This is a genomic window from Quyinboa ferrireducens, from assembly GCF_042436675.1.
Lineage (GTDB): Bacteria > Bacteroidota > Bacteroidia > Bacteroidales > UBA5342 > JBHJHP01.
In genome coordinates this window covers 102,785-120,608 of sequence record NZ_JBHMVA010000006.1, presented here as the reverse complement: position 1 = coordinate 120,608, position 17,824 = coordinate 102,785, and the positions used below count along the sequence as shown (strand labels likewise).

Annotated in this window: 19 protein-coding genes; 10 read left to right on the top strand and 9 right to left on the bottom strand. The window is 40.2% G+C overall.

The genetic code is table 11. The features are described from left to right. The first annotated feature begins 6 nt into the window (after nucleotides 1-6). Together ACE01N_RS10940 and purD are read left to right on the top strand one after the other, a co-directional pair. Entirely contained in the window at nucleotides 7-621 is a 615-nt protein-coding gene (locus ACE01N_RS10940) for a polysaccharide deacetylase family protein (protein ID WP_380588440.1), read from the top strand. A gap of 3 nt (nucleotides 622-624) precedes the next feature. Next, nucleotides 625-1,899: a phosphoribosylamine--glycine ligase gene (purD, locus tag ACE01N_RS10935; protein WP_380588437.1), complete on the top strand. Its 1,275-nt coding sequence runs from the start codon at nucleotides 625-627 to the stop codon at nucleotides 1,897-1,899. A 228-nt stretch (nucleotides 1,900-2,127) separates the two neighbouring features. On the opposite strand, the gene ACE01N_RS10930 is transcribed toward purD, so the two are convergent. Continuing rightward, nucleotides 2,128-3,240 (bottom strand): aspartyl protease family protein, encoded by a 1,113-nt coding sequence (locus ACE01N_RS10930; RefSeq protein WP_380588434.1) that lies wholly within the window; start codon nucleotides 3,238-3,240, stop codon nucleotides 2,128-2,130. Between the two features lie 251 nt (nucleotides 3,241-3,491). Here ACE01N_RS10930 and ettA point away from each other — a divergent pair, with 251 nt between their 5' ends. Further along, on the top strand, nucleotides 3,492-5,177 hold the full coding sequence (gene ettA, locus ACE01N_RS10925) for an energy-dependent translational throttle protein EttA (protein ID WP_380588431.1): 1,686 nt from the start codon (nucleotides 3,492-3,494) through the stop codon (nucleotides 5,175-5,177). A gap of 47 nt (nucleotides 5,178-5,224) precedes the next feature. Here ettA and ACE01N_RS10920 read toward each other — a convergent pair whose 3' ends face one another. Next, on the bottom strand, nucleotides 5,225-5,662 hold the full coding sequence (locus tag ACE01N_RS10920) for a hypothetical protein (protein ID WP_375730075.1): 438 nt from the start codon (nucleotides 5,660-5,662) through the stop codon (nucleotides 5,225-5,227). A 585-nt stretch (nucleotides 5,663-6,247) separates the two neighbouring features. Here ACE01N_RS10920 and recR point away from each other — a divergent pair. The 4 genes from recR to ACE01N_RS10900 are packed head-to-tail and all read left to right on the top strand — an operon-like array spanning nucleotide 6,248 to nucleotide 9,019. Continuing rightward, entirely contained in the window at nucleotides 6,248-6,871 is a 624-nt protein-coding gene (recR, locus tag ACE01N_RS10915) for a recombination mediator RecR (protein WP_380588427.1), read from the top strand. 19 nt (nucleotides 6,872-6,890) lie between these two features. Continuing rightward, nucleotides 6,891-7,349, top strand: a complete 459-nt coding sequence (locus ACE01N_RS10910; RefSeq protein ID WP_380588424.1) for a hypothetical protein — start codon at nucleotides 6,891-6,893, stop codon at nucleotides 7,347-7,349. A gap of 2 nt (nucleotides 7,350-7,351) precedes the next feature. After that, nucleotides 7,352-7,801, top strand: a complete 450-nt coding sequence (locus tag ACE01N_RS10905; protein ID WP_375730072.1) for a BT0820 family HAD-type phosphatase — start codon at nucleotides 7,352-7,354, stop codon at nucleotides 7,799-7,801. Between the two features lie 42 nt (nucleotides 7,802-7,843). Beyond that, the gene (locus ACE01N_RS10900; RefSeq protein ID WP_375730071.1) at nucleotides 7,844-9,019 is read left to right on the top strand and encodes a glycosyltransferase family 2 protein; all 1,176 of its coding nucleotides are present in this window, start codon (nucleotides 7,844-7,846) and stop codon (nucleotides 9,017-9,019) included. Here ACE01N_RS10900 and ACE01N_RS10895 read toward each other — a convergent pair. Further along, the gene (locus ACE01N_RS10895; protein ID WP_380588419.1) at nucleotides 9,014-9,985 is read right to left on the bottom strand and encodes an aminodeoxychorismate synthase component I; all 972 of its coding nucleotides are present in this window, start codon (nucleotides 9,983-9,985) and stop codon (nucleotides 9,014-9,016) included. The genes ACE01N_RS10900 and ACE01N_RS10895 overlap by 6 nt on opposite strands. A gap of 58 nt (nucleotides 9,986-10,043) precedes the next feature. Between ACE01N_RS10895 and ACE01N_RS10890 the strand changes: the two genes are divergently transcribed. Both ACE01N_RS10890 and ruvC read left to right on the top strand, forming a co-directional pair. Beyond that, the gene (locus ACE01N_RS10890; RefSeq protein ID WP_375730069.1) at nucleotides 10,044-10,355 is read left to right on the top strand and encodes a DUF4286 family protein; all 312 of its coding nucleotides are present in this window, start codon (nucleotides 10,044-10,046) and stop codon (nucleotides 10,353-10,355) included. Beyond that, entirely contained in the window at nucleotides 10,356-10,913 is a 558-nt protein-coding gene (gene ruvC, locus ACE01N_RS10885) for a crossover junction endodeoxyribonuclease RuvC (RefSeq protein WP_375730068.1), read from the top strand. A gap of 112 nt (nucleotides 10,914-11,025) precedes the next feature. Here ruvC and ACE01N_RS10880 read toward each other — a convergent pair whose 3' ends face one another. Next, entirely contained in the window at nucleotides 11,026-12,279 is a 1,254-nt protein-coding gene (locus ACE01N_RS10880; RefSeq protein ID WP_380588414.1) for an arginine deiminase, read from the bottom strand. A gap of 188 nt (nucleotides 12,280-12,467) precedes the next feature. Beyond that, on the bottom strand, nucleotides 12,468-13,331 hold the full coding sequence (locus ACE01N_RS10875) for a phosphatase PAP2 family protein (protein ID WP_380588411.1): 864 nt from the start codon (nucleotides 13,329-13,331) through the stop codon (nucleotides 12,468-12,470). Between the two features lie 213 nt (nucleotides 13,332-13,544). Between ACE01N_RS10875 and ACE01N_RS10870 the strand changes: the two genes are divergently transcribed. Beyond that, nucleotides 13,545-14,456, top strand: a complete 912-nt coding sequence (locus ACE01N_RS10870; protein ID WP_380588408.1) for a proline dehydrogenase family protein — start codon at nucleotides 13,545-13,547, stop codon at nucleotides 14,454-14,456. A 106-nt stretch (nucleotides 14,457-14,562) separates the two neighbouring features. On the opposite strand, the gene ACE01N_RS10865 is transcribed toward ACE01N_RS10870, so the two are convergent. The 4 genes from ACE01N_RS10865 to gldE are packed head-to-tail and all read right to left on the bottom strand — an operon-like array spanning nucleotide 14,563 to nucleotide 17,821. Continuing rightward, on the bottom strand, nucleotides 14,563-15,282 hold the full coding sequence (locus ACE01N_RS10865) for a phosphoglycerol geranylgeranyltransferase (RefSeq protein ID WP_380588405.1): 720 nt from the start codon (nucleotides 15,280-15,282) through the stop codon (nucleotides 14,563-14,565). After that, complete coding sequence (locus ACE01N_RS10860; RefSeq protein ID WP_380588402.1) at nucleotides 15,272-15,904, bottom strand: 4'-phosphopantetheinyl transferase superfamily protein; 633 nt, start codon at nucleotides 15,902-15,904, stop codon at nucleotides 15,272-15,274. The genes ACE01N_RS10865 and ACE01N_RS10860 overlap by 11 nt, the downstream gene beginning before the upstream one ends. Continuing rightward, nucleotides 15,904-16,485, bottom strand: coding sequence for a gliding motility lipoprotein GldD (gldD, locus tag ACE01N_RS10855; protein WP_380588399.1), 582 nt, complete (start codon nucleotides 16,483-16,485; stop codon nucleotides 15,904-15,906). The genes ACE01N_RS10860 and gldD overlap by 1 nt, the downstream gene beginning before the upstream one ends. Continuing rightward, nucleotides 16,466-17,821, bottom strand: a complete 1,356-nt coding sequence (gldE, locus tag ACE01N_RS10850) for a gliding motility-associated protein GldE (RefSeq protein WP_380588396.1) — start codon at nucleotides 17,819-17,821, stop codon at nucleotides 16,466-16,468. Before gldE ends, gldD begins: the two co-directional genes overlap by 20 nt. Between the last annotated feature and the right edge of the window lie 3 nt (nucleotides 17,822-17,824).

Sequence of the window (17,824 nt, the reverse complement as noted above, 5' to 3'; positions counted from 1 at the left end):
TGTTAAATGCTGATTGAGAGGTCACCGTTATTATTGCAATGGGTAACTCCATCTTTGTTGTGGAGAGTAAATACAGCAGATAAGGATGTTTATCTGACATTTGACGATGGTCCTGTTCCGGAAGTAACACCATGGGTGTTGGATGTTTTGGATCAGTATGATGTAAAGGCTACCTTTTTTTGTGTGGGAGAGAATGTGACAAAATATCCGGAGTTATTTAAGAAGCTCCAGGAATGTGGCCATTCGGTGGGAAATCATACATATAACCATTTGAAGCTGTATAAAACAGAGCCGGAAGTATACAGAAAGAATATTCAAAAGGCGGCACTAACCAATAAAAGCTCTTTGTTTCGTCCGCCGCATGGACAGGTTAACAGGTCAATGATTCAATGGTTGCATGCCCATAAATACAGAGTTGTGATGTGGGATGTGTTACCGGCGGACTATGATAAAGACAGAACCGGACAACAATGTTTTGATACGGTGAAGCGTAAAACAAGGCCAGGTTCAATCATAGTCTTTCACGATTCTATAAAAGCGCAAAAAAATCTGATGGAAGCCCTGCCGCTCTCCATCGAATATCTGTTAAATCAGGGATGGAAATTTAAAACACTTATATAAGCAATGGGATTAAATATTTTACTGTTAGGTTCAGGAGGAAGAGAACATGCTATGGCATGGAAGATCAGTCAGAGTGATAACACTGACGAGCTTTATATCTTACCGGGTAATGCCGGAACATCAGAAGTTGGTACGAATGTATCCATGCAGATGAATGATTTTGCCGGCATTAAAGAACTGGTTCTGACTAGAAATATTAATTTGGTTGTGGTTGGCCCCGAAGCTCCTTTAGTAGACGGTATTGCCGATTTTTTTGCATCGGACAATGACCTGAAATCCATTGGTATTGTTGGTCCCGGAACAACGGGTGCTACTCTGGAAGGCAGTAAGGAGTTTGCCAAAGAATTTATGATACGGCACAATATTCCAACTGCTGCATATAAAAGTTTTACCAAAGAAACGCTGAATGATGGCGTGGCATTTTTGAAAACACTTAAGTCACCCTATGTTTTAAAAGCAGATGGTTTGGCTGCAGGCAAAGGTGTTTTGATCCTGAATTCACTGGAAGAGGCCACTCAGGAACTTGAAGAAATGTTGTCAGGTAAATTCGGTGATGCCAGTTCTACCGTTGTCGTCGAAGAGTTTTTGTCGGGGGTTGAACTATCCGTGTTTGTAATGACAGATGGGGAATCGTATAAAATTCTGCCGGAAGCTAAGGATTATAAACGCATTGGCGAAGGTGACACAGGGCTGAATACAGGTGGTATGGGAGCTATCTCGCCTGTTCCGTTTGCCGACAAAGCGTTTATGGCAAAAATAGAAGACCAAATTGTAAAGCCTACCGTTGAAGGGTTGAAAAAGGATAATATTTCTTACAGGGGTTTTATCTTTTTAGGTCTTATTAACTGCGATGGCGAGCCGAAAGTTATTGAATATAATGTTCGTATGGGTGACCCGGAAACTGAAGCCGTAATGCTGCGTATTAAATCCGATTTTGTGGAACTGCTGCAGGGTGTTGCTGAAGGTAATCTTGGAGAGAAAAAGCTGGAATTTGATGAGCGTACAGCAGTAACTGTGATGATGGTGGCCGGTGGTTACCCCGAAGCTTATAATAAAGGTGATGAGATTTCAGGAATTGATGACGTTGAGGAAAGCGTTGTTTTCCATGCCGGAACAAAATTCGATGGTGATAAGGTGGTTACCAACGGTGGTAGGGTGATTGCTGTTAGCTCCTATGGAACAGATATGAAGTCTGCACTTGCAGTATCATACAAGAATGCCGGGAAAATAAATTTCCAGGGGAAATACTACCGAAAGGATCTGGGATTCGATCTTTAAAAAAGACTTAAGAATCAAGACGCAAGACTTAAGACAAAGGATTGTTCTAATTTATTTTAAAGGAGACGGCCTTAGTTATTTTGTCTTGGGACGGAGGATTTGGAAAACCGTATATTACTGTTTTTACTCCAAAATTAAGATATTAAACAGATAACGGTTTCATTGCAATGAAACAAAATCTTAAGTCTTATATCTTATATCTTGTGTCTTGATTCTTGATACCTGATACTATAACTTAAACAGCTTAAATTTTATTTTTTCGTGCATAAGTTCTTCGCCAACCTGACGGGTAATAGTAAGTTTGATTTTGCCTGAAGGTTTACGAAGCATGTCTTTAACCTGTATCAGCGATAAGTTGGATACGGACTGTCCGTCGATACTTTCTATTTTGTCGCCTACTTTAAGACCGGCATCGGCAGCAGGTGACTTGTCCCATAACTCTGCAATTTCGAAAAATGGCAGATGCTGATAAGGCTGCACAATCTCTATACCGGTGGTATTATACGTAAAACGTTGGTGATAGTGTGCGTTACGTTTAATGTACATGGACGAGTCAGGATAATCCAGAATCACATGAAAACGGCGTAGCAGTTCTGAACCTACCGTTCCGTCCCGTTCATTGCTTGAGATGATCATTTCAATAGCAACTGAATCAGGAAATGCTACAATCGGATTTTTAAAGTGGTAGCTTCCAATCTCTGCCTGATCAATTCTGGCAACCGAACCGAAAATTTCACCATTCAATCCCTGACCGATATATGTATAAACTGATTTTTCAGGTATTTCATAGTGTTTAAAATTTGTGTTTACGAGCCACAGTGCCAATTCTGCCCCTGTATCAACAAGAAGTTTAACTTTGTGTTTCTCCTCGTTCAGGGTAACATCGGCTGTCATGTAAGCTTTATGATCTTCAATCGTAAGTGGTACTTCTCTGAAAGAAGAGGGGATTTTGTATGTGTCAGGATTGTAGAAGTACATAAGCTTTTTAATGTAATCGATTTTAACAACATGATTTTTGATCATATCATAACCAATCATTCCGTTAATTTTTGATCCAAGGTGTTTCGATAGTTGAAATATATTTTGCTTAAGGGCATAAAGAGAAACCGTATCTACTCTCAGAGACTCTATTTTCATACTGTTCAATGTACTCAGGTAGGTAGATAATGGTTCACCGTCACCCAATCCGTGTAAAACGACTTCGCGTGCATAATGTAAATCCAGTGAATCTTCCTCATACAATTCTGTTATAATAGTATGCCTGATGCCGGTATCAAATATGAAATTGAGAGGTGAAGAGTTATTGATCACAACGGGAACAATGATATTAGTTCCTATCATTTCAAATTTTATTACGTGTTCAGGTTGATTGTTTTTGCACTGAACGGGCTCATAAAAAAGGAGCAGAAGCAGTAGTATAACAGCAAGGTTTCTCATGACATAAATATAGTAAAATATTTATCACGTTAACAAAAGGTTCAAAATGAAGTTGTTGTGTCTGTTTTTTTTGAGGCTAAAAAATCCTGTGAATTCTTAATGAATGCTTTAGTCCTGTCATAACTTTGTACTACATTTGCGCCAAAATACAGAATATGTCAGACGATAAGAAAGTCATCTTTTCAATGGTCGGGGTTTCAAAAACTTTCCCGCCACAAAAAAAAGTACTGAATAATATCTACCTGTCGTTTTTTTACGGAGCGAAGATCGGATTTATCGGATTAAACGGATCCGGAAAATCTACGCTGATGAAAATAATCGCCGGTGTAGAAAAGGAATACCAGGGTGAGGTCGTGTGGTCTCAGGGATATTCTGTAGGTTATCTGGAGCAGGAACCGCATCTGGATGAGTCGAAAACTGTAAAGGAGGTAGTTAAAGAAGGTGTAAAAGAGATAACCGATGTTCTGGAGGCCTTTGAACAGATTAATAAAAAATTTGAGGATCCGGCAGTTTATGAGAATCCGGATAAAATGGATAAACTGTTGGAAGAACAGGCCCGTTTGCAGGAAAAAATTGATCAACTGGATGCCTGGAATCTAGATACCAAACTGGAACGGGCAATGGATGCACTTCGTTGTCCTCCCGAAGATACAAACGTAAAGGTGCTGAGTGGAGGTGAACGACGTCGTGTGGCTTTATGTCGTCTGTTGTTACAGCAGCCGGATGTGCTGTTACTCGATGAACCTACTAACCATTTGGATGCTGAGTCAGTACAGTGGCTTGAGATGCATTTACAGCAGTATGAAGGTACCGTTATCGCCATTACGCACGACCGTTATTTTCTGGATAATGTGGCTGGCTGGATTTTGGAGCTGGACCGTGGCGAAGGAATCCCGTGGAAAGGAAACTACAGCAGTTGGCTGGAGCAAAAGGCCAAACGACTGGAATCAGAAGAGAAGCAGGCAAGTAAACGCCGTAAAACTTTAGAACGTGAGTTGGAGTGGGTACGGATGTCGCCTAAGGCACGGCAGGCAAAATCGAAAGCGCGTTTATCGGCCTATGATAAATTATTGAATGAGGATGTTAAGGAGAAAGAACAAAAATTAGAGATATTTATTCCCAATGGCCCGAGACTAGGTGATAAAGTGATAGAGGCCAATGACGTCTCGAAGGCCTTCGGGGATAAATTGTTATTCGAAAACCTGGAATTCACCCTTCCGCCAAATGGTATTGTGGGTGTAATAGGGCCTAACGGAGCTGGAAAAACAACACTATTCAGAATGATTATGGGACAGCAAACAGCAGATCAGGGATCATTCAGTGTGGGCGAAACGGTAAAAATCGGTTATGTGGATCAGGCTCATGCAGATATTGATCCGGCTAAGTCTGTATTTCAGGTTGTTTCCGGTGGAGCCGAATTTATTCGTATGGGTGGACGTGAGATCAATGCACGTGCTTATCTGTCCAGGTTCAACTTTACCGGTGCGGATCAGGAGAAAAAGTGTGGTGTGCTATCCGGCGGTGAACGCAACAGGTTGCATCTTGCACTGACCCTGAAATCTGAAGCCAATGTGTTACTTCTTGATGAGCCAACCAATGATATTGATGTAAATACCTTACGTGCCCTGGAAGAAGGCCTGGAGGATTTTGCCGGTTGTGCAGTGGTTATTTCTCACGACAGATGGTTTCTGGATCGTATTGCAACACATATTCTTGCTTTTGAAGGGAATTCGACAGTTGTATATTTTGAAGGTGGTTATTCCGATTACGAGGTCAACCGTAAAAAACGTTTGGGCGACGAAGGTCCGAAACGCATTAAGTATAAAAAACTTACCAAATAAAAAAACAGGCTTTAAAGCCTGTTTTTTTGTCATAAATAAATTCTCATTTACATTTTATTCATTTCTTTCATGGATATGTAACTGGTTGAATTGGTTACATACGAGGAGTACTCTTTATTGAGTTCTTCTGCTTTTTCTTTAGAACCTGCAACCTCTATAAAGGCTTTCCACCATTTAATACCATCTTCGGTACGCTTCCATTCCAGATCAGCTGGTCCGTTTTTGAGGTGCCAGATAAACATGGCATCATATTCCCCGGACATCATCCAATAAATTTTTGGCCCTTCACTCATGGACTTTTTACCGGCTTCCTTAAACATGTCCAGAATTTCATTGACACGTTTAAATGTTCCGGCCTGGTATTTAACCATAACTACTTCGTGCCAGGTTACATCTTTCCATTTTTCGGGTTTGGGTGGTTCATCCTGAGAGTACGCGAGAGAGAGGGTAAACATGAAGACTAATGAGAGAACGATAGTTTTCATGATGAAAGATTTTAATTAATAATGTGTTAAATTTAGGAATAAAAATTATCTTAAAAAAGAATAAATAAAAATAAGACGTGTGAAATACTGTTTGGATGTATGTTAAGCAGCTTAAATAAGGCTTTAGAGTAAGTAAATAAAAAAAAGGACGGCGGGAGCCATCCTTTTTACCACAACATTAATTAACTAAATTACCAATACCTATGAAAAAAACCTCACTGCAAAGATAAGTCGAAAATATGTTATAAAACAAGTTTTTGATGTTAAAAATATGTTACAAAACATATAATTATGCTAAAATAAGCGATAAATTCAGATTTATTGCATCGTAATGTGCAGTATCACAGATTTTTATAGGGAAAAGAAATTGCATAAAAAAATTATAAAAAATTGCTATTTTTTAGTTAGGTTCATTGTTTTAATAATGAGTGACAATTTTGTCCGAAAAAATGGATTTTCAATTGAATTTGTAATTATTCTGTTTTAACTAATCTTCCCGTCCATGTTTTTAGGATCGGCATATTTAAGCGGCACTTCTGTTGCAGGGCTTTAATAATTCTTATCTTTGAGGAAATTTTTTTTAGCATGAATTTGACACAATTCCCTTCGGCATTGTTGGAAGAGGCAGTGAATGAGTTTGCACAGTTACCCGGAATAGGCCGGAAAACTGCGTTGCGGCTTGTGCTATTTCTGCTTAAGCGTGATTCAGAACAGGTTAAGGCTTTTAGCCATGCCATGGTCCGGTTAAAAGATGAAGTTTGTTACTGCAAACACTGTCATAATATTTCGGATACAGAAGTGTGTGGCATCTGTGCACATCCAAAGAGAGACCATTCTATTGTTTGTGTGGTGGAAAACATAAAGGATGTGATGGCCATTGAAAATACGATGCAGTATTTTGGCGTTTATCATGTGCTGGGTGGTATCATATCTCCGGTTGACGGAATAGGTCCGAATGATATAGAACTGGGGTCATTGTTACAAAGGGTAGAGGAAGGAAGTATTAGCGAGTTAATTCTGGCTTTACCAACCACAATGGAAGGGGATACGACCAATTTTTACATCTACAAGAAGTTGAAAGAAAGTGGCGTAAAGATAACAACACTGGCCAGAGGAGTCTCAATAGGTGATGAACTGGAATATACTGATGAGGTTACTCTGGGACGTTCATTAAAGAACAGAACCCTTTTTGAGGATAATTTTAATTGAAACACATCAACTAAAGATAATGAATGAGATTGTAGAATTTACCAGTACTGACATAAAACCTCTCAGGCGTTTTTTTAATCTGTTGTGGCTTATACTTCTTGGATATACGGCAGTATTGCTTTTGACAGTTTTTGACGGAACTGCAATTTTCGTTAGTCCGGTGAGTGATTATATCAAAACGGCGGTTACAATTTTATTGCTGGCAACAATTCCAGCGGTTTTTGGATGGTATACCATGAAGATCAGGAAATTTAAAACCGTGAAAGAGAAAGAAGAAAAACTTAAAAATTATAAAAAAGTTTGGAAGATTAGGGCTTTGGTTGTTTTTATTGTGCTTGTATTTGTTGTTACTGCATATATATTGATTATTGATAAGTCTATGGCGTTTATGGTAGCCATTGCAGCATTTGTTTTTATGTACTGTCGTCCATCGGCAAATACATTAAAGAATGAATTAAACGATTTTCCAAAACTGTAAGTATGCTGATTGCTGTTGATTTTGACGGAACCATTGTTGAACACGATTATCCTGCCATAGGTAAGGAGATCCCATTTGCCATTGAAACCTTAAAAAAGTTGCAGGAAGAGGGGCATGATCTGGTATTATGGACCTACAGGGCAGGAAAGGAGCTGGATGAAGCAGTGGACTACTGCAAAAGCGAGGGATTAGAATTTTATGCTGTTAATGCAGCTTATCCGGGCGATGAAGTGGATGCATATAACAGTCGGAAAATATTAGCAGATATTTATATTGACGACCGTAATGTAGGCGGCCTTCCGGACTGGGGCGTTATTTACCAGCTCATTACAGGGAAAGGTGAGATGGATTTTGAAATGCGTCAGGCTGTTGAGCGTAAAAACTGGCTCATCCGGTTGGGAGAAAAAATGGAGCGTTTAAAGGGTGATGTAAATACCGAAAGAGAACAATAATAAAGATTCATCCGTTAGATAAATCTATAAAAACAAAAATACGTGAAACTCTCCGTAATCATTGTGAACTACAACGCCAGATATTTTCTGGATCTTTGTCTTCAGTCTGTAAAAAGGGCAATGCAGGGCATAGATACGGAAGTTATAGTGGTAGATAATGCGTCAACAGACACATCTGTGAGCATGGTTAAGGAGAAATTTCCCTGGGTAAACCTGATCGAGAATAAGGAGAATTGCGGCTTTTCAAAGGCCAATAATATTGCTATAAAAAAAGCAAAGGGACAGTTTGTTTTGCTTCAGAATCCTGATACCATTGTGGCTGAAGATACGTATGAACAATGTTTGCTGTACCTTGATGAAAATGATTATGTGGGAGCACTCGGAATTCGTATGGTTGATGGGAGTGGTGAATACCTGAGGGAATCTAAACGTGGCTTGCCAACACCAATGACGGCTATATTCAGGGCTGCCGGATTATCATATATCTTTCCAAAATCCAAAATATTTGCGCGCTATTATGTGGGGCATCTTGTAAACAACCGGAATGCAGAAGTGCCTATTCTGGCCGGAGCTTTTATGATGATCCGAAAAACTGCACTCGACACCTGTGGATTGCTGGACGAGGATTATTTCATGTATGGAGAAGATATTGACCTTTCGTACCGGATTGACAGAGGAGGTTTTACCAACAGCTATTTTGGCCTGGCTTCCATTATTCATTTTAAAGGAGAAAGTACCAGCAAGCAAAGCGATAAATATCTAAACAGCTTTTTTGGCGCTATGGAGATTTTTTATCAGAAACATTTTTCAGGTAGTATGTCAGTCTGGATCAACGGTTTGATTCATTGGGGCATTAAAACAAAAAAGGTTTTGAAAAAGCTGATTATCCGGCGGTCTGAGCCGGTTAGTTCCGAATTGCCGAAGAGTCTGGTTATATGTGGCGGGAGCCCCGGAGAAATTGAATTAATAAAAAATACATTTTCAAAAGATCATACTTTTGAAGAAGTGCAATCTGTTGATGGATTAAAACTTAAGGATGAAGGGAAAGGCATCATATTTTCACCTCGTCTGGCCTATAAGGATGTGATCAACTGGGTATCGAACAATGCTACCAAAGCTAAATTCTTTTTCATGTCGGGCGACAGAAGTTTTATTCTTGATAGTCCGAATAAAGATTTCCCAGGGAAAGTCTGGCAGTTAAAAGATACTGAATCATAAAGGCAAATACACTTTTGCCAGCATTTCGTTGTATTCGTCTTCGCAATTACTCATATGAGTAATGCCGCCACCGCTACGGTAATACATTTTCCCCTCGTTGTCTTCTATAAACCGGATCATTACAGAACTTACCAGTTCTTCTCCTGTAAAGATTCCCATAACGCCCGTGTAATATCCTCGCGGACCAAGTTCAGCTTTTCTGATAATTTCAACCGTCTGTCTCTTTGGTGCGCCACTCACTGAGCCCGCAGGGAGCATCGGGAGCAATATATCACCAACATTGTCTTTCCAGTCTGATGGCAGTTTGCCGGTAATTTCAGAACTGATCTGCAGAAGGTCATGTGTCCAGGTATTTATTTCATCCACGTATCGGTATTTTGTAACGGTAACTTCACTGGCAACCATACTCAAATCGTTTCGGATAAGGTCTACAATAGTAGCATGTTCAGCTTCTTCTTTTTTATTGCTCATGATCCGGTGCAACGCGTCCGGAACCTTCGCATCAATGGTTCCCTTCATTGGGTGGGAATGAATGTAGCCATCCTTAACCGTTACAAAGATTTCGGGCGAAAAGACCACAAAGTTACGGTTCATCCATAACCTGAATTTTTGCCTGTTTTTAAAAAAAATATTTCTCAGACTGATATCTGTTGAAACAGCGGTTGCCATTGTAAGGTTGCACAGATAAGAATTTCCGTATTCCAGATTCTGCATCACAATATCGAAAGCACTTCTGTATTTTTCATACGAAATCGGTGCTCTGTGGAATGAGTGATTAGGCTTAACCTCTTCCTCTTCAGGATAATTTTTAATGCCATCAAAATTATACAGAAGCTGGTCTTTGTCTATCTCGTCAAGATAAAACATGACGGGCTTTTCAAGTTCAAAATCTAAAATAAACAGGAAAGGAGCTGTTCGACCCATCTCATTCATTTTCGATCTTATCTCATCGTACTTTCGAAACATGGCGTAAAATTATATAAAAAGATTAATTTTGTACGGATCAGACTAATTAACATCATCCATGTTTATCGTAAATATCACATTTAACGCTTCAATTCAGGTATTTGAAACCTGGAGAAAATATGTGACAAAGTATTTTATTCCCCAGTCCATGAAAGATGGTGGATTTTCCGAATACAAAATTATAAAGGTTCTTGTGGATGAGGAAATGGGCGCACAAACATACAGTGTTCAGTTCATGTCAGAGAATCCTATTAAAGTTGATAATTACCTCAGAGAAATTTTCCCCGATTTTCAGGATGAGCTTATTCATACATTTGGGGAGCAGGTAGTTGTATTTGCCACCCCGTTAAAAGAGACAACACTGGATTAATTGAACAGCGAAGAACGCATCATATTAGGCATTGATCCCGGAACCACCATCATGGGATACGGCATTATTAAGGTAAATGGCCGAAAAGCGGAATGCCTTACACTAGGAGTACTGGACCTGAAAAAGCTTTCAGATCATTATGTAAAACTCAGGCGCATTTTTGAACGTACGGTTCAGCTAATTGATCAGTATAAGCCCGATGAGCTTGCTATTGAGGCACCTTTTTACGGGAAGAACGTACAAAGTATGCTCAAGCTTGGCCGGGCCCAGGGGGTGGCTATGGCAGCCGCATTATCGCGTGATATACCAATTTTTGAATATGCGCCTCTGAAAATTAAAATGGCACTTACAGGGAACGGTAAAGCCAGCAAGGAACAGGTAGCTTATATGGTAAAAAATTATCTTAGTCTCACCGATGTGCCGGAATACCTTGATGCTACAGATGGTCTGGCTGCAGCGGTTTGTCACTTTTTTCAGAATCAGGGGTTAAAAAAGGACAAGTCCTATAACAGCTGGAAAGACTTCATGAATAAAAACCCGAACCGGGTTAAAAAGTAGCTGGATAATAAAGACGCGCGAATCAAGACAAAAGATTCTTGTTTGTAACGATATCAGCGAGTGAGTGCGTGGCTTATATCCGCGCTCTCACTAAAGTTTCAAATGCGTTATTTTACAACGGATCACGCAGTACCGGCATACTCATACAACGTGCACCGCCACCACCACGGGCAAGTTCACTGCCTTCGAGCGCTACCATACATTTCTTATAATCCGTTGGATACTGACTGCTTGAAATTACTTTCTCGGCACTCAGGATTTCAAAACCATCGTTGCTCAGTTCTTCCATTGTATAGGAATTTCTGGCATAACCGATGACTTTCCCTGGTGCAAAGGCAAAGAAGTTGGCCCCACTGTGCCACTGTTCACGCTCCATGATCCATGAGTTTTTCCGTCCTCCGCAGTACAGTGGTTTAAGGTCAAAATCGATGGAATTCAATGCGGAAACCAGGTTTTCTACGGTTTCTATTTTTTTGGAACCATCCGGATCTATTTTTATATGGATAGTCTGGTATTTATTGCGCTTCAGGATCAACGGTTCATATACCATACACCTGTCTTCATCTAAAAAGGTAAATGCCATATCAAGATGGATAAAAGATTCTGGACTATCCGGTAGCTCCTGAACAATAACATGCCATGTGCGGTCTTTTGATGCCGTCAGCTGACTGATCAGGTTATCCACACCTGTTGTGGAAGTTCGCTTTCCTATGCCGATCACCAGAACATTATCGGAAGCTATAAGTACGTCACCGCCTTCAATATTCATACAGTAATTCGGGGTAATGCCTTTGGCTGAATTAACAACCCGTGCTGAAAAGGAATGGTTAAAAATAGAGTTCATGATATGCGTTTCACGTTCACGAACCTTATTGGCCATCTTAGAGATTAGCACATTGTTCCAGATACTCACGGAAGCATCGCGGGTGAAAAAGAAATTGTGTAGTGGCTGCAATGCAAATTTCTCTTTACTCAGGTAGTTTGTCAGGCTGTTATCTTTTAACGGTAATCCTTCAATCAGCGTGTTGCATAAATTTTGCGGGGTCATATCCAGTAATTCATCGCGGTACTGAGGTGCCCGTTCTGCAGTGAGAATATCATTAACAAGATCCTTTCTTATGGCATCTTCCTGCAAAAGGTCGCATAGCAAATCTTTTACGTAATATACGTCGGTCACATGATTCAGTACATCTTCGAACTGCTTGTATTCTTCGTTAACCACAGTAAGGTTCAGAATGTCACTGTATAAAGCACGTTGTGCATTTTCAGGCGTCATGTTTTCCACTTCATGACCCGGCTTATGAAGGATAACCCCGCGTAATTTCCCAATTTCAGAGTTGACGTTTATTGTCAGGCGTTTGTTCATTTGCATTTAATTTTTGATTTTGTTCAAAGATCCGAAACATCAGATGCAAGCATAAGTTTTGTCTGTGATCCTGAGTATTGTTATTGTTTTGTGTGTCTAATAAATCGGTTATCAAATATACGGAAAAGGCAAGACATAAATGCTAAACTTAATCATGTCATAATCCGGATTTATACCTGCACCAAAGTTTAAAACGTATAGGACAGTTGAAAGCCTTGTGACTGAGGAGTGAAAACCGGAACAAAGCTAAGATTTGCTGAGTGATAACTTTTAACGATCATTTTTCCAATAACGGTTCCAACCACGGCGCCGAAGAAAACATCAGAGGGCCAGTGTTTCCCGTCATGGATTCTTGACAATCCAGTGAGCGTAGCACTTGTATATGCGATGATCGGAATCGCTTTATGATCCTTGTACATTTCTGCAATTACAGATGCTACACCAAATACCGTGGCGGTATGCCCTGACCAGAACGAGCGACCTCCCAAAGGACCATTCCATACATTTGGGTTCAGGGGATCGGTATGATAGGGTCTGACGCGACCTGCCAGTGTTTTGGGGATCAACGTAAAAACACCTGTTATCAGATAACTCTCTGTAGCAAGGACTGCAGCTGTTACAGGCTTTTCCTTATGAAATGCCAGTCCGTAACCGGCCATTCCGGCCAGCAATGCAAATGTGGCATAGTTACCCTGTGGCTCAAGAAGATATTTGGATGTAAATTCTGTAAATGGTGTTTTGTTTCGGTTAATGAAGGTATAAATCGGTTCATCAAGTTTGTAAATTGTAACGCCTGTTGCCAGAATAATACCTGCTTTTAGGAACTGACTTTTATTCCATTGAAACGGTGAGGCAAAGATTTGCCCCAAATCAGAAAGTGATTTACGATAAATATTCAGGGGAGAGTGAAGGTCATTGAGCCGGAATGATAAGCTATTATTAAAACAAACGTCTGCCTTTACATTAACTGTGGTGTCATTACGTGTTGGATCTTCGGAAAGTACATTAACAGAAAACCAGAGTAATACGATAGCTAAAATTCCTCTTGTCATAGTCAGCAAAATTGTGGCTTAAAAGTATGGAATATATCATTTAAAACAAATCAAATACCGCATGAACCGGATTGAGTTACAATAAATTCAAGGTTTATATAGTCGGTTTTCGTTGTGATAAAAATCATGGAATTGATCGTTTTTTTGTGAGAATTCTCATTTTTTCAAGGTCATATCGTGCCGTATTTTAGCCTATGCTAAATCATAAAAGCAATGATAAACAAACTCATAGCAAATATAATTCCATGGTTCCCGAAACCATTTATATGGCAATTTTCTAAAAAATACGTGGCAGGTGAAACACTTGAAACAGCTATGCAGGTTTCCCGGGAATTAAATGAAAAAGGCATGATGGTAACCATTGATATGCTGGGAGAGTTTATCAAAAATATGAATGAGGCGAGAGACCACGAAACATCGTATTACGGTATTATTGACGCAATAACGACCAATAAGATTAAAGGTGGTGTTTCACTGAAACCAACATTTTTCGGACTTACAATTGATGAGAATGAAAGCTATGCGCTTATAAGGAATGTCGTCAAATATGCCGCGGACCGATCGTGTTTTGTCAGGATCGATATGGAAGATTCTGAATGTACAACAGATGAAATAGAATTATTCAGAAAACTAAAGGCTGAGTTTCCAAAAGATGTGGGACTGGTATTGCAGGCTTATCTGAAACGTACCACAAATGATGTCCTTTCGTTACAGGATATACAAATGAACGGCACGCCTTTAAATTTTCGTTTGTGTAAAGGCATTTATGTTGAACCGGAAAAAATAGCTTACAAGGATTATCAGAGAGTGCGTGATAATTATCTGGCTCTGCTGGAACAGATGATAAAAGCAGGCAATTATGTGGCAATTGCAACACACGACCGTTTCCTGGTGGAAGGGGCATTTAATCTGATTGACAAATATAAACTTCCTAAAACTGCATATGAGTTTCAGATGCTGTATGGTGTGACACCAAATTTAAGGGACGAAATTGTGGCAAACGGACACCGAATGCGGATCTATGTTCCGTATGGTCAGGATTGGTTTGGCTATTGTACGAGGCGTCTGAAGGAAAATCCCAAAATGACAAGCGACATTATAAAGGGAATTTTTGTAAAAGGGTAGTAAAAAATACAGACACAAGATTCAGGACAAAAGAATCAAGATACATTTTTCACTGTTCATTATTCATTTAATGTCACCCGTAATTGCTTATCTGGCCGATGTGTTTCTAGTGAATTCCGTTTAAAATATCCTGCAGTGCATCCGGATTATTTTCGAACAATGTGCCTATCACAGCAATATCAGCTCCGGCATTAAAGAGGGATTTAAGCTGATCCGCTGTTTTTATGCCTCCGCCAACTATTAAAGGAAGATCTACTGTTGATTTTACTTTTTTTACCAATTCGGGAGATGCCGTATGTGTGGCGCCACTTCCTGTTTCCAGATAGATCATTTTCAATCCTAGGTATTTCCCTGCAAGGGCAGTAGCCACAATAATATCGTGTTGTTCCGAAGGGATTGGATTCGTATTACTGATATAGGAAACAGCAGTTTTTTTACCGCCATTTAATACAATGTACCCGGTCGGTATAGGTTCCAGGCCATACTCCATGATGCGGGGCGCGGCCAGTACATGGTTGCCGATGAGATATTCAGGATTCCTGCCAGAGATAAGGCTGAGCATTAGCATGGCATCGGCGTTGGCAGAAAGCTGGGTGACGTCTCCCGGGAAAAGTATAACCGGAATGCTGACCATTTCTTTTATACGGGCAATCACATCTCCAATATGCTTGAATGTGAAGCTGCCTCCCACAAAGATCAGATCGATCCGTTTTTCATGACACTGCAGCGCATTAAGCTGTTCCCCTGAGAATTTGTCAGGATCAACCAGCACTGCAACCTGCTTTTTGCCGGCTTTTATTTTATCATTTATCAGTTCAAATATCATTATTATTAACTCCCCAAACCAGTACGATATCTTCAAATATTTTATAGGACAGAGCAATGTCTGCTTCCTGATCTTCTTTTTTAATGGCAGTTTTTAACGTGCCTGAATCCGTGATGTTATCCGATTCAATAGAAAGGTTAGTTTTAAAGTTGATGCCTTGTCGGATACACATTTTAAACAGTGCTTCTTTGGCACTCCATAAGAGAGTCAGCAACTTATCGTCGTTTCCTGCCAGTTCCAGTTCTTTTATGCTCAGGAATTTCGATTTTACCCTTCCGGCACGCGGAGATATCATTTCCACATCCATACCGGGCTGTCCTTCTTCGGTCAGCATAACTGCAATATACCCTTCGCAGTGAGAAATACTGATTTGATTTCCTGTATTTAAAACAGGCCGGCCAGACTCTTCATACAGCAGTGGCTCCCTTTTGCCAGTCATCACGCGAAGTAAAAAGCGCGCAGCAGCATACTCCAGTTTCCTTCTGTCACTTTGCAGACTAAGGAACAGTTCAACTTCACTTGGGAAAAGAATAATCCGTTCCAGAAAATACTGGACCGGTTCTTCAATCTTCCAGAGCGTCAGATTGATATGGTCGTCCTTATGTTTGAAACAAAGAGCCATCAGTTTTCCCAGTTAAGGGTTTCTATCAGATGAAGCACGTCCTGTCTCACGTAATTTATGACAGGATTCAGACTGTCGCGGTCCGGTACCGCATTAAAATAGAGTGAGCCCAGTAAAAAATTATTGGTACTGTCGGTAGCAAAAAACTGCACTGCTGATGCGGCATTTCCCCCGATATCGTACAACATGCCGTATACATTTTTATCGGCGAATCCAAAAACTGATTCATCAATGGATGTGGCTAATACAGCATGCTTGTATGCAAAACGCCTTGCATCCTCGGTCAGAGGTTGAAGGCTGGTATCATTCAAAGTAAAATAGGTCAGATAGATCCGTCCTTTCCACTCCGGATAATTGATGTTGAGCCATGTACCGGATCCTTTCTTTTTAGGATCAGTGACTGATGCATAATCCGATGATTCAAATGAAAAGAGCGAAGGAACCGTAGTTTCCTTGTACACATGATCCGAAGGAACATCGATCCGAAGAATCCCCCTTTGACGTGGTACAGGATTATCCTTGCAGGACGCCATGACTGTCAAAAGTAAAAGAATAAAAATACTAATCTTCGTTCTTCTCATCCTCTTCCTCCAGTTCAATATAGACCCTGATTTTTTTGATTCTCCTGTCATCAGCTGACAATATTTTAAACCTGCAGTGTGCAATACTTATTTCTTCATTTTTATCAGGGATCTCACCTCTTACTTCCAGGATCAGACCCGCCAGGGTATCGGCTTCACCACGAACATCTTCAAAATAACTTTCATCGACACCTGTAATCTTAAAGAAATCATTCAGCAGGGTTTTGGCTTCAAAAATATACGACCCGTCACTTTCCTTAGTGAATGATGTTTCATCTTCATCGTATTCGTCACTGATCTCACCCACTATCTCTTCCAGAATATCTTCCAGTGTTACCAAGCCGGAAGTTCCACCGTATTCATCAATAACGATGGCCATGTGAATTTTATTGGTCTGAAATTCCTCCAGCAAATCGTTTATTTTTTTGGTTTCCGGAACAAAATAGGGCGCCCGGATCAGTGACTGCCAACGGAAATTTTCATTTTTACTTAAGTGAGGCAGCAGGTCCTTAATGTAAAGAATCCCCTTTATTTTATCCGGAGAATTATGATAAACCGGAATACGGGAAAACCCTGATTCCACAATGACTGCCAGTACTTTATTATAGTTGCTTTTTATGTCGAGGTCAATCATATCGATCCGGGAAGTCATGATCTCTTCTACCGATATATTTCCGAACTTTATAATGCCTTCCAGCATCTCCTTGTCTTCCGTCAGTTCTTCAGAGGTAAGCTCCAGTACCGAAGACAGATCATCCATGGAGATGTTTCCCGATTTGCGGGCCATGCGTTTATTGACAAAATTTGTTGAATTTACCAGAAAGGAGACAAAAGGACCGAATCCTTTTTCGGTATACCTGAGAGGAAGAGCCATAAATCTTGCCATCTTCATACCATGTTTGGTGGCGTAGATTTTGGGCATAATCTCTCCAAACAATAACAGTAAAAAGGTGATGACCACTACCTCGAGTATAAATCCAAGGATGGGTGCCGATGAAAAATCGAACACTCTGTTGCTAAAGTAGGAGAGCAGAATAACGATGCCTACGTTTATAAAATTATTGGCGATAAGTATGGTTGCCAGCAATCGGTCCTGCAGTTTCAGAAAATCAAGAATCTGCCTGTTTTTAGAATCTGTATCGTTTACTCTCAGCTTTTCAATATCTCTTGGTTCAAGTGAAAAAAAAGCTACTTCAGAACCCGAAATGAGTGCTGACATGCCAAGAAGAACAATGGATAGCAAAAGACTAATAACAGCGCTGACTGTCAGCGGGTGCAGATGAATGGTTCCCGTAAGTAGTAAAATTGAATGGCAACTAAAAGGGTCTGGTTCCAACGG

Bases quoted from the DNA above. Each gene is read 5' to 3' on its own strand.
- ACE01N_RS10940 (WP_380588440.1), top strand. From the start codon at position 7: ATGCTGATTGAGAGGTCACCGTTATTATTGCAATGGGTAACTCCATCT.
- purD (WP_380588437.1), top strand. From the start codon at position 625: ATGGGATTAAATATTTTACTGTTAGGTTCAGGAGGAAGAGAACATGCT.
- ACE01N_RS10930 (WP_380588434.1), bottom strand. From the start codon at position 3,240: ATGATAGGAACTAATATCATTGTTCCCGTTGTGATCAATAACTCTTCA.
- ettA (WP_380588431.1), top strand. From the start codon at position 3,492: ATGTCAGACGATAAGAAAGTCATCTTTTCAATGGTCGGGGTTTCAAAA.
- ACE01N_RS10920 (WP_375730075.1), bottom strand. From the start codon at position 5,662: ATGAAAACTATCGTTCTCTCATTAGTCTTCATGTTTACCCTCTCTCTC.
- recR (WP_380588427.1), top strand. From the start codon at position 6,248: ATGAATTTGACACAATTCCCTTCGGCATTGTTGGAAGAGGCAGTGAAT.
- ACE01N_RS10910 (WP_380588424.1), top strand. From the start codon at position 6,891: ATGAATGAGATTGTAGAATTTACCAGTACTGACATAAAACCTCTCAGG.
- ACE01N_RS10905 (WP_375730072.1), top strand. From the start codon at position 7,352: ATGCTGATTGCTGTTGATTTTGACGGAACCATTGTTGAACACGATTAT.
- ACE01N_RS10895 (WP_380588419.1), bottom strand. From the start codon at position 9,985: ATGTTTCGAAAGTACGATGAGATAAGATCGAAAATGAATGAGATGGGT.
- ACE01N_RS10890 (WP_375730069.1), top strand. From the start codon at position 10,044: ATGTTTATCGTAAATATCACATTTAACGCTTCAATTCAGGTATTTGAA.
- ACE01N_RS10880 (WP_380588414.1), bottom strand. From the start codon at position 12,279: ATGAACAAACGCCTGACAATAAACGTCAACTCTGAAATTGGGAAATTA.
- ACE01N_RS10875 (WP_380588411.1), bottom strand. From the start codon at position 13,331: ATGACAAGAGGAATTTTAGCTATCGTATTACTCTGGTTTTCTGTTAAT.
- ACE01N_RS10870 (WP_380588408.1), top strand. From the start codon at position 13,545: ATGATAAACAAACTCATAGCAAATATAATTCCATGGTTCCCGAAACCA.
- ACE01N_RS10865 (WP_380588405.1), bottom strand. From the start codon at position 15,282: ATGATATTTGAACTGATAAATGATAAAATAAAAGCCGGCAAAAAGCAG.
- ACE01N_RS10860 (WP_380588402.1), bottom strand. From the start codon at position 15,904: ATGGCTCTTTGTTTCAAACATAAGGACGACCATATCAATCTGACGCTC.
- gldD (WP_380588399.1), bottom strand. From the start codon at position 16,485: ATGAGAAGAACGAAGATTAGTATTTTTATTCTTTTACTTTTGACAGTC.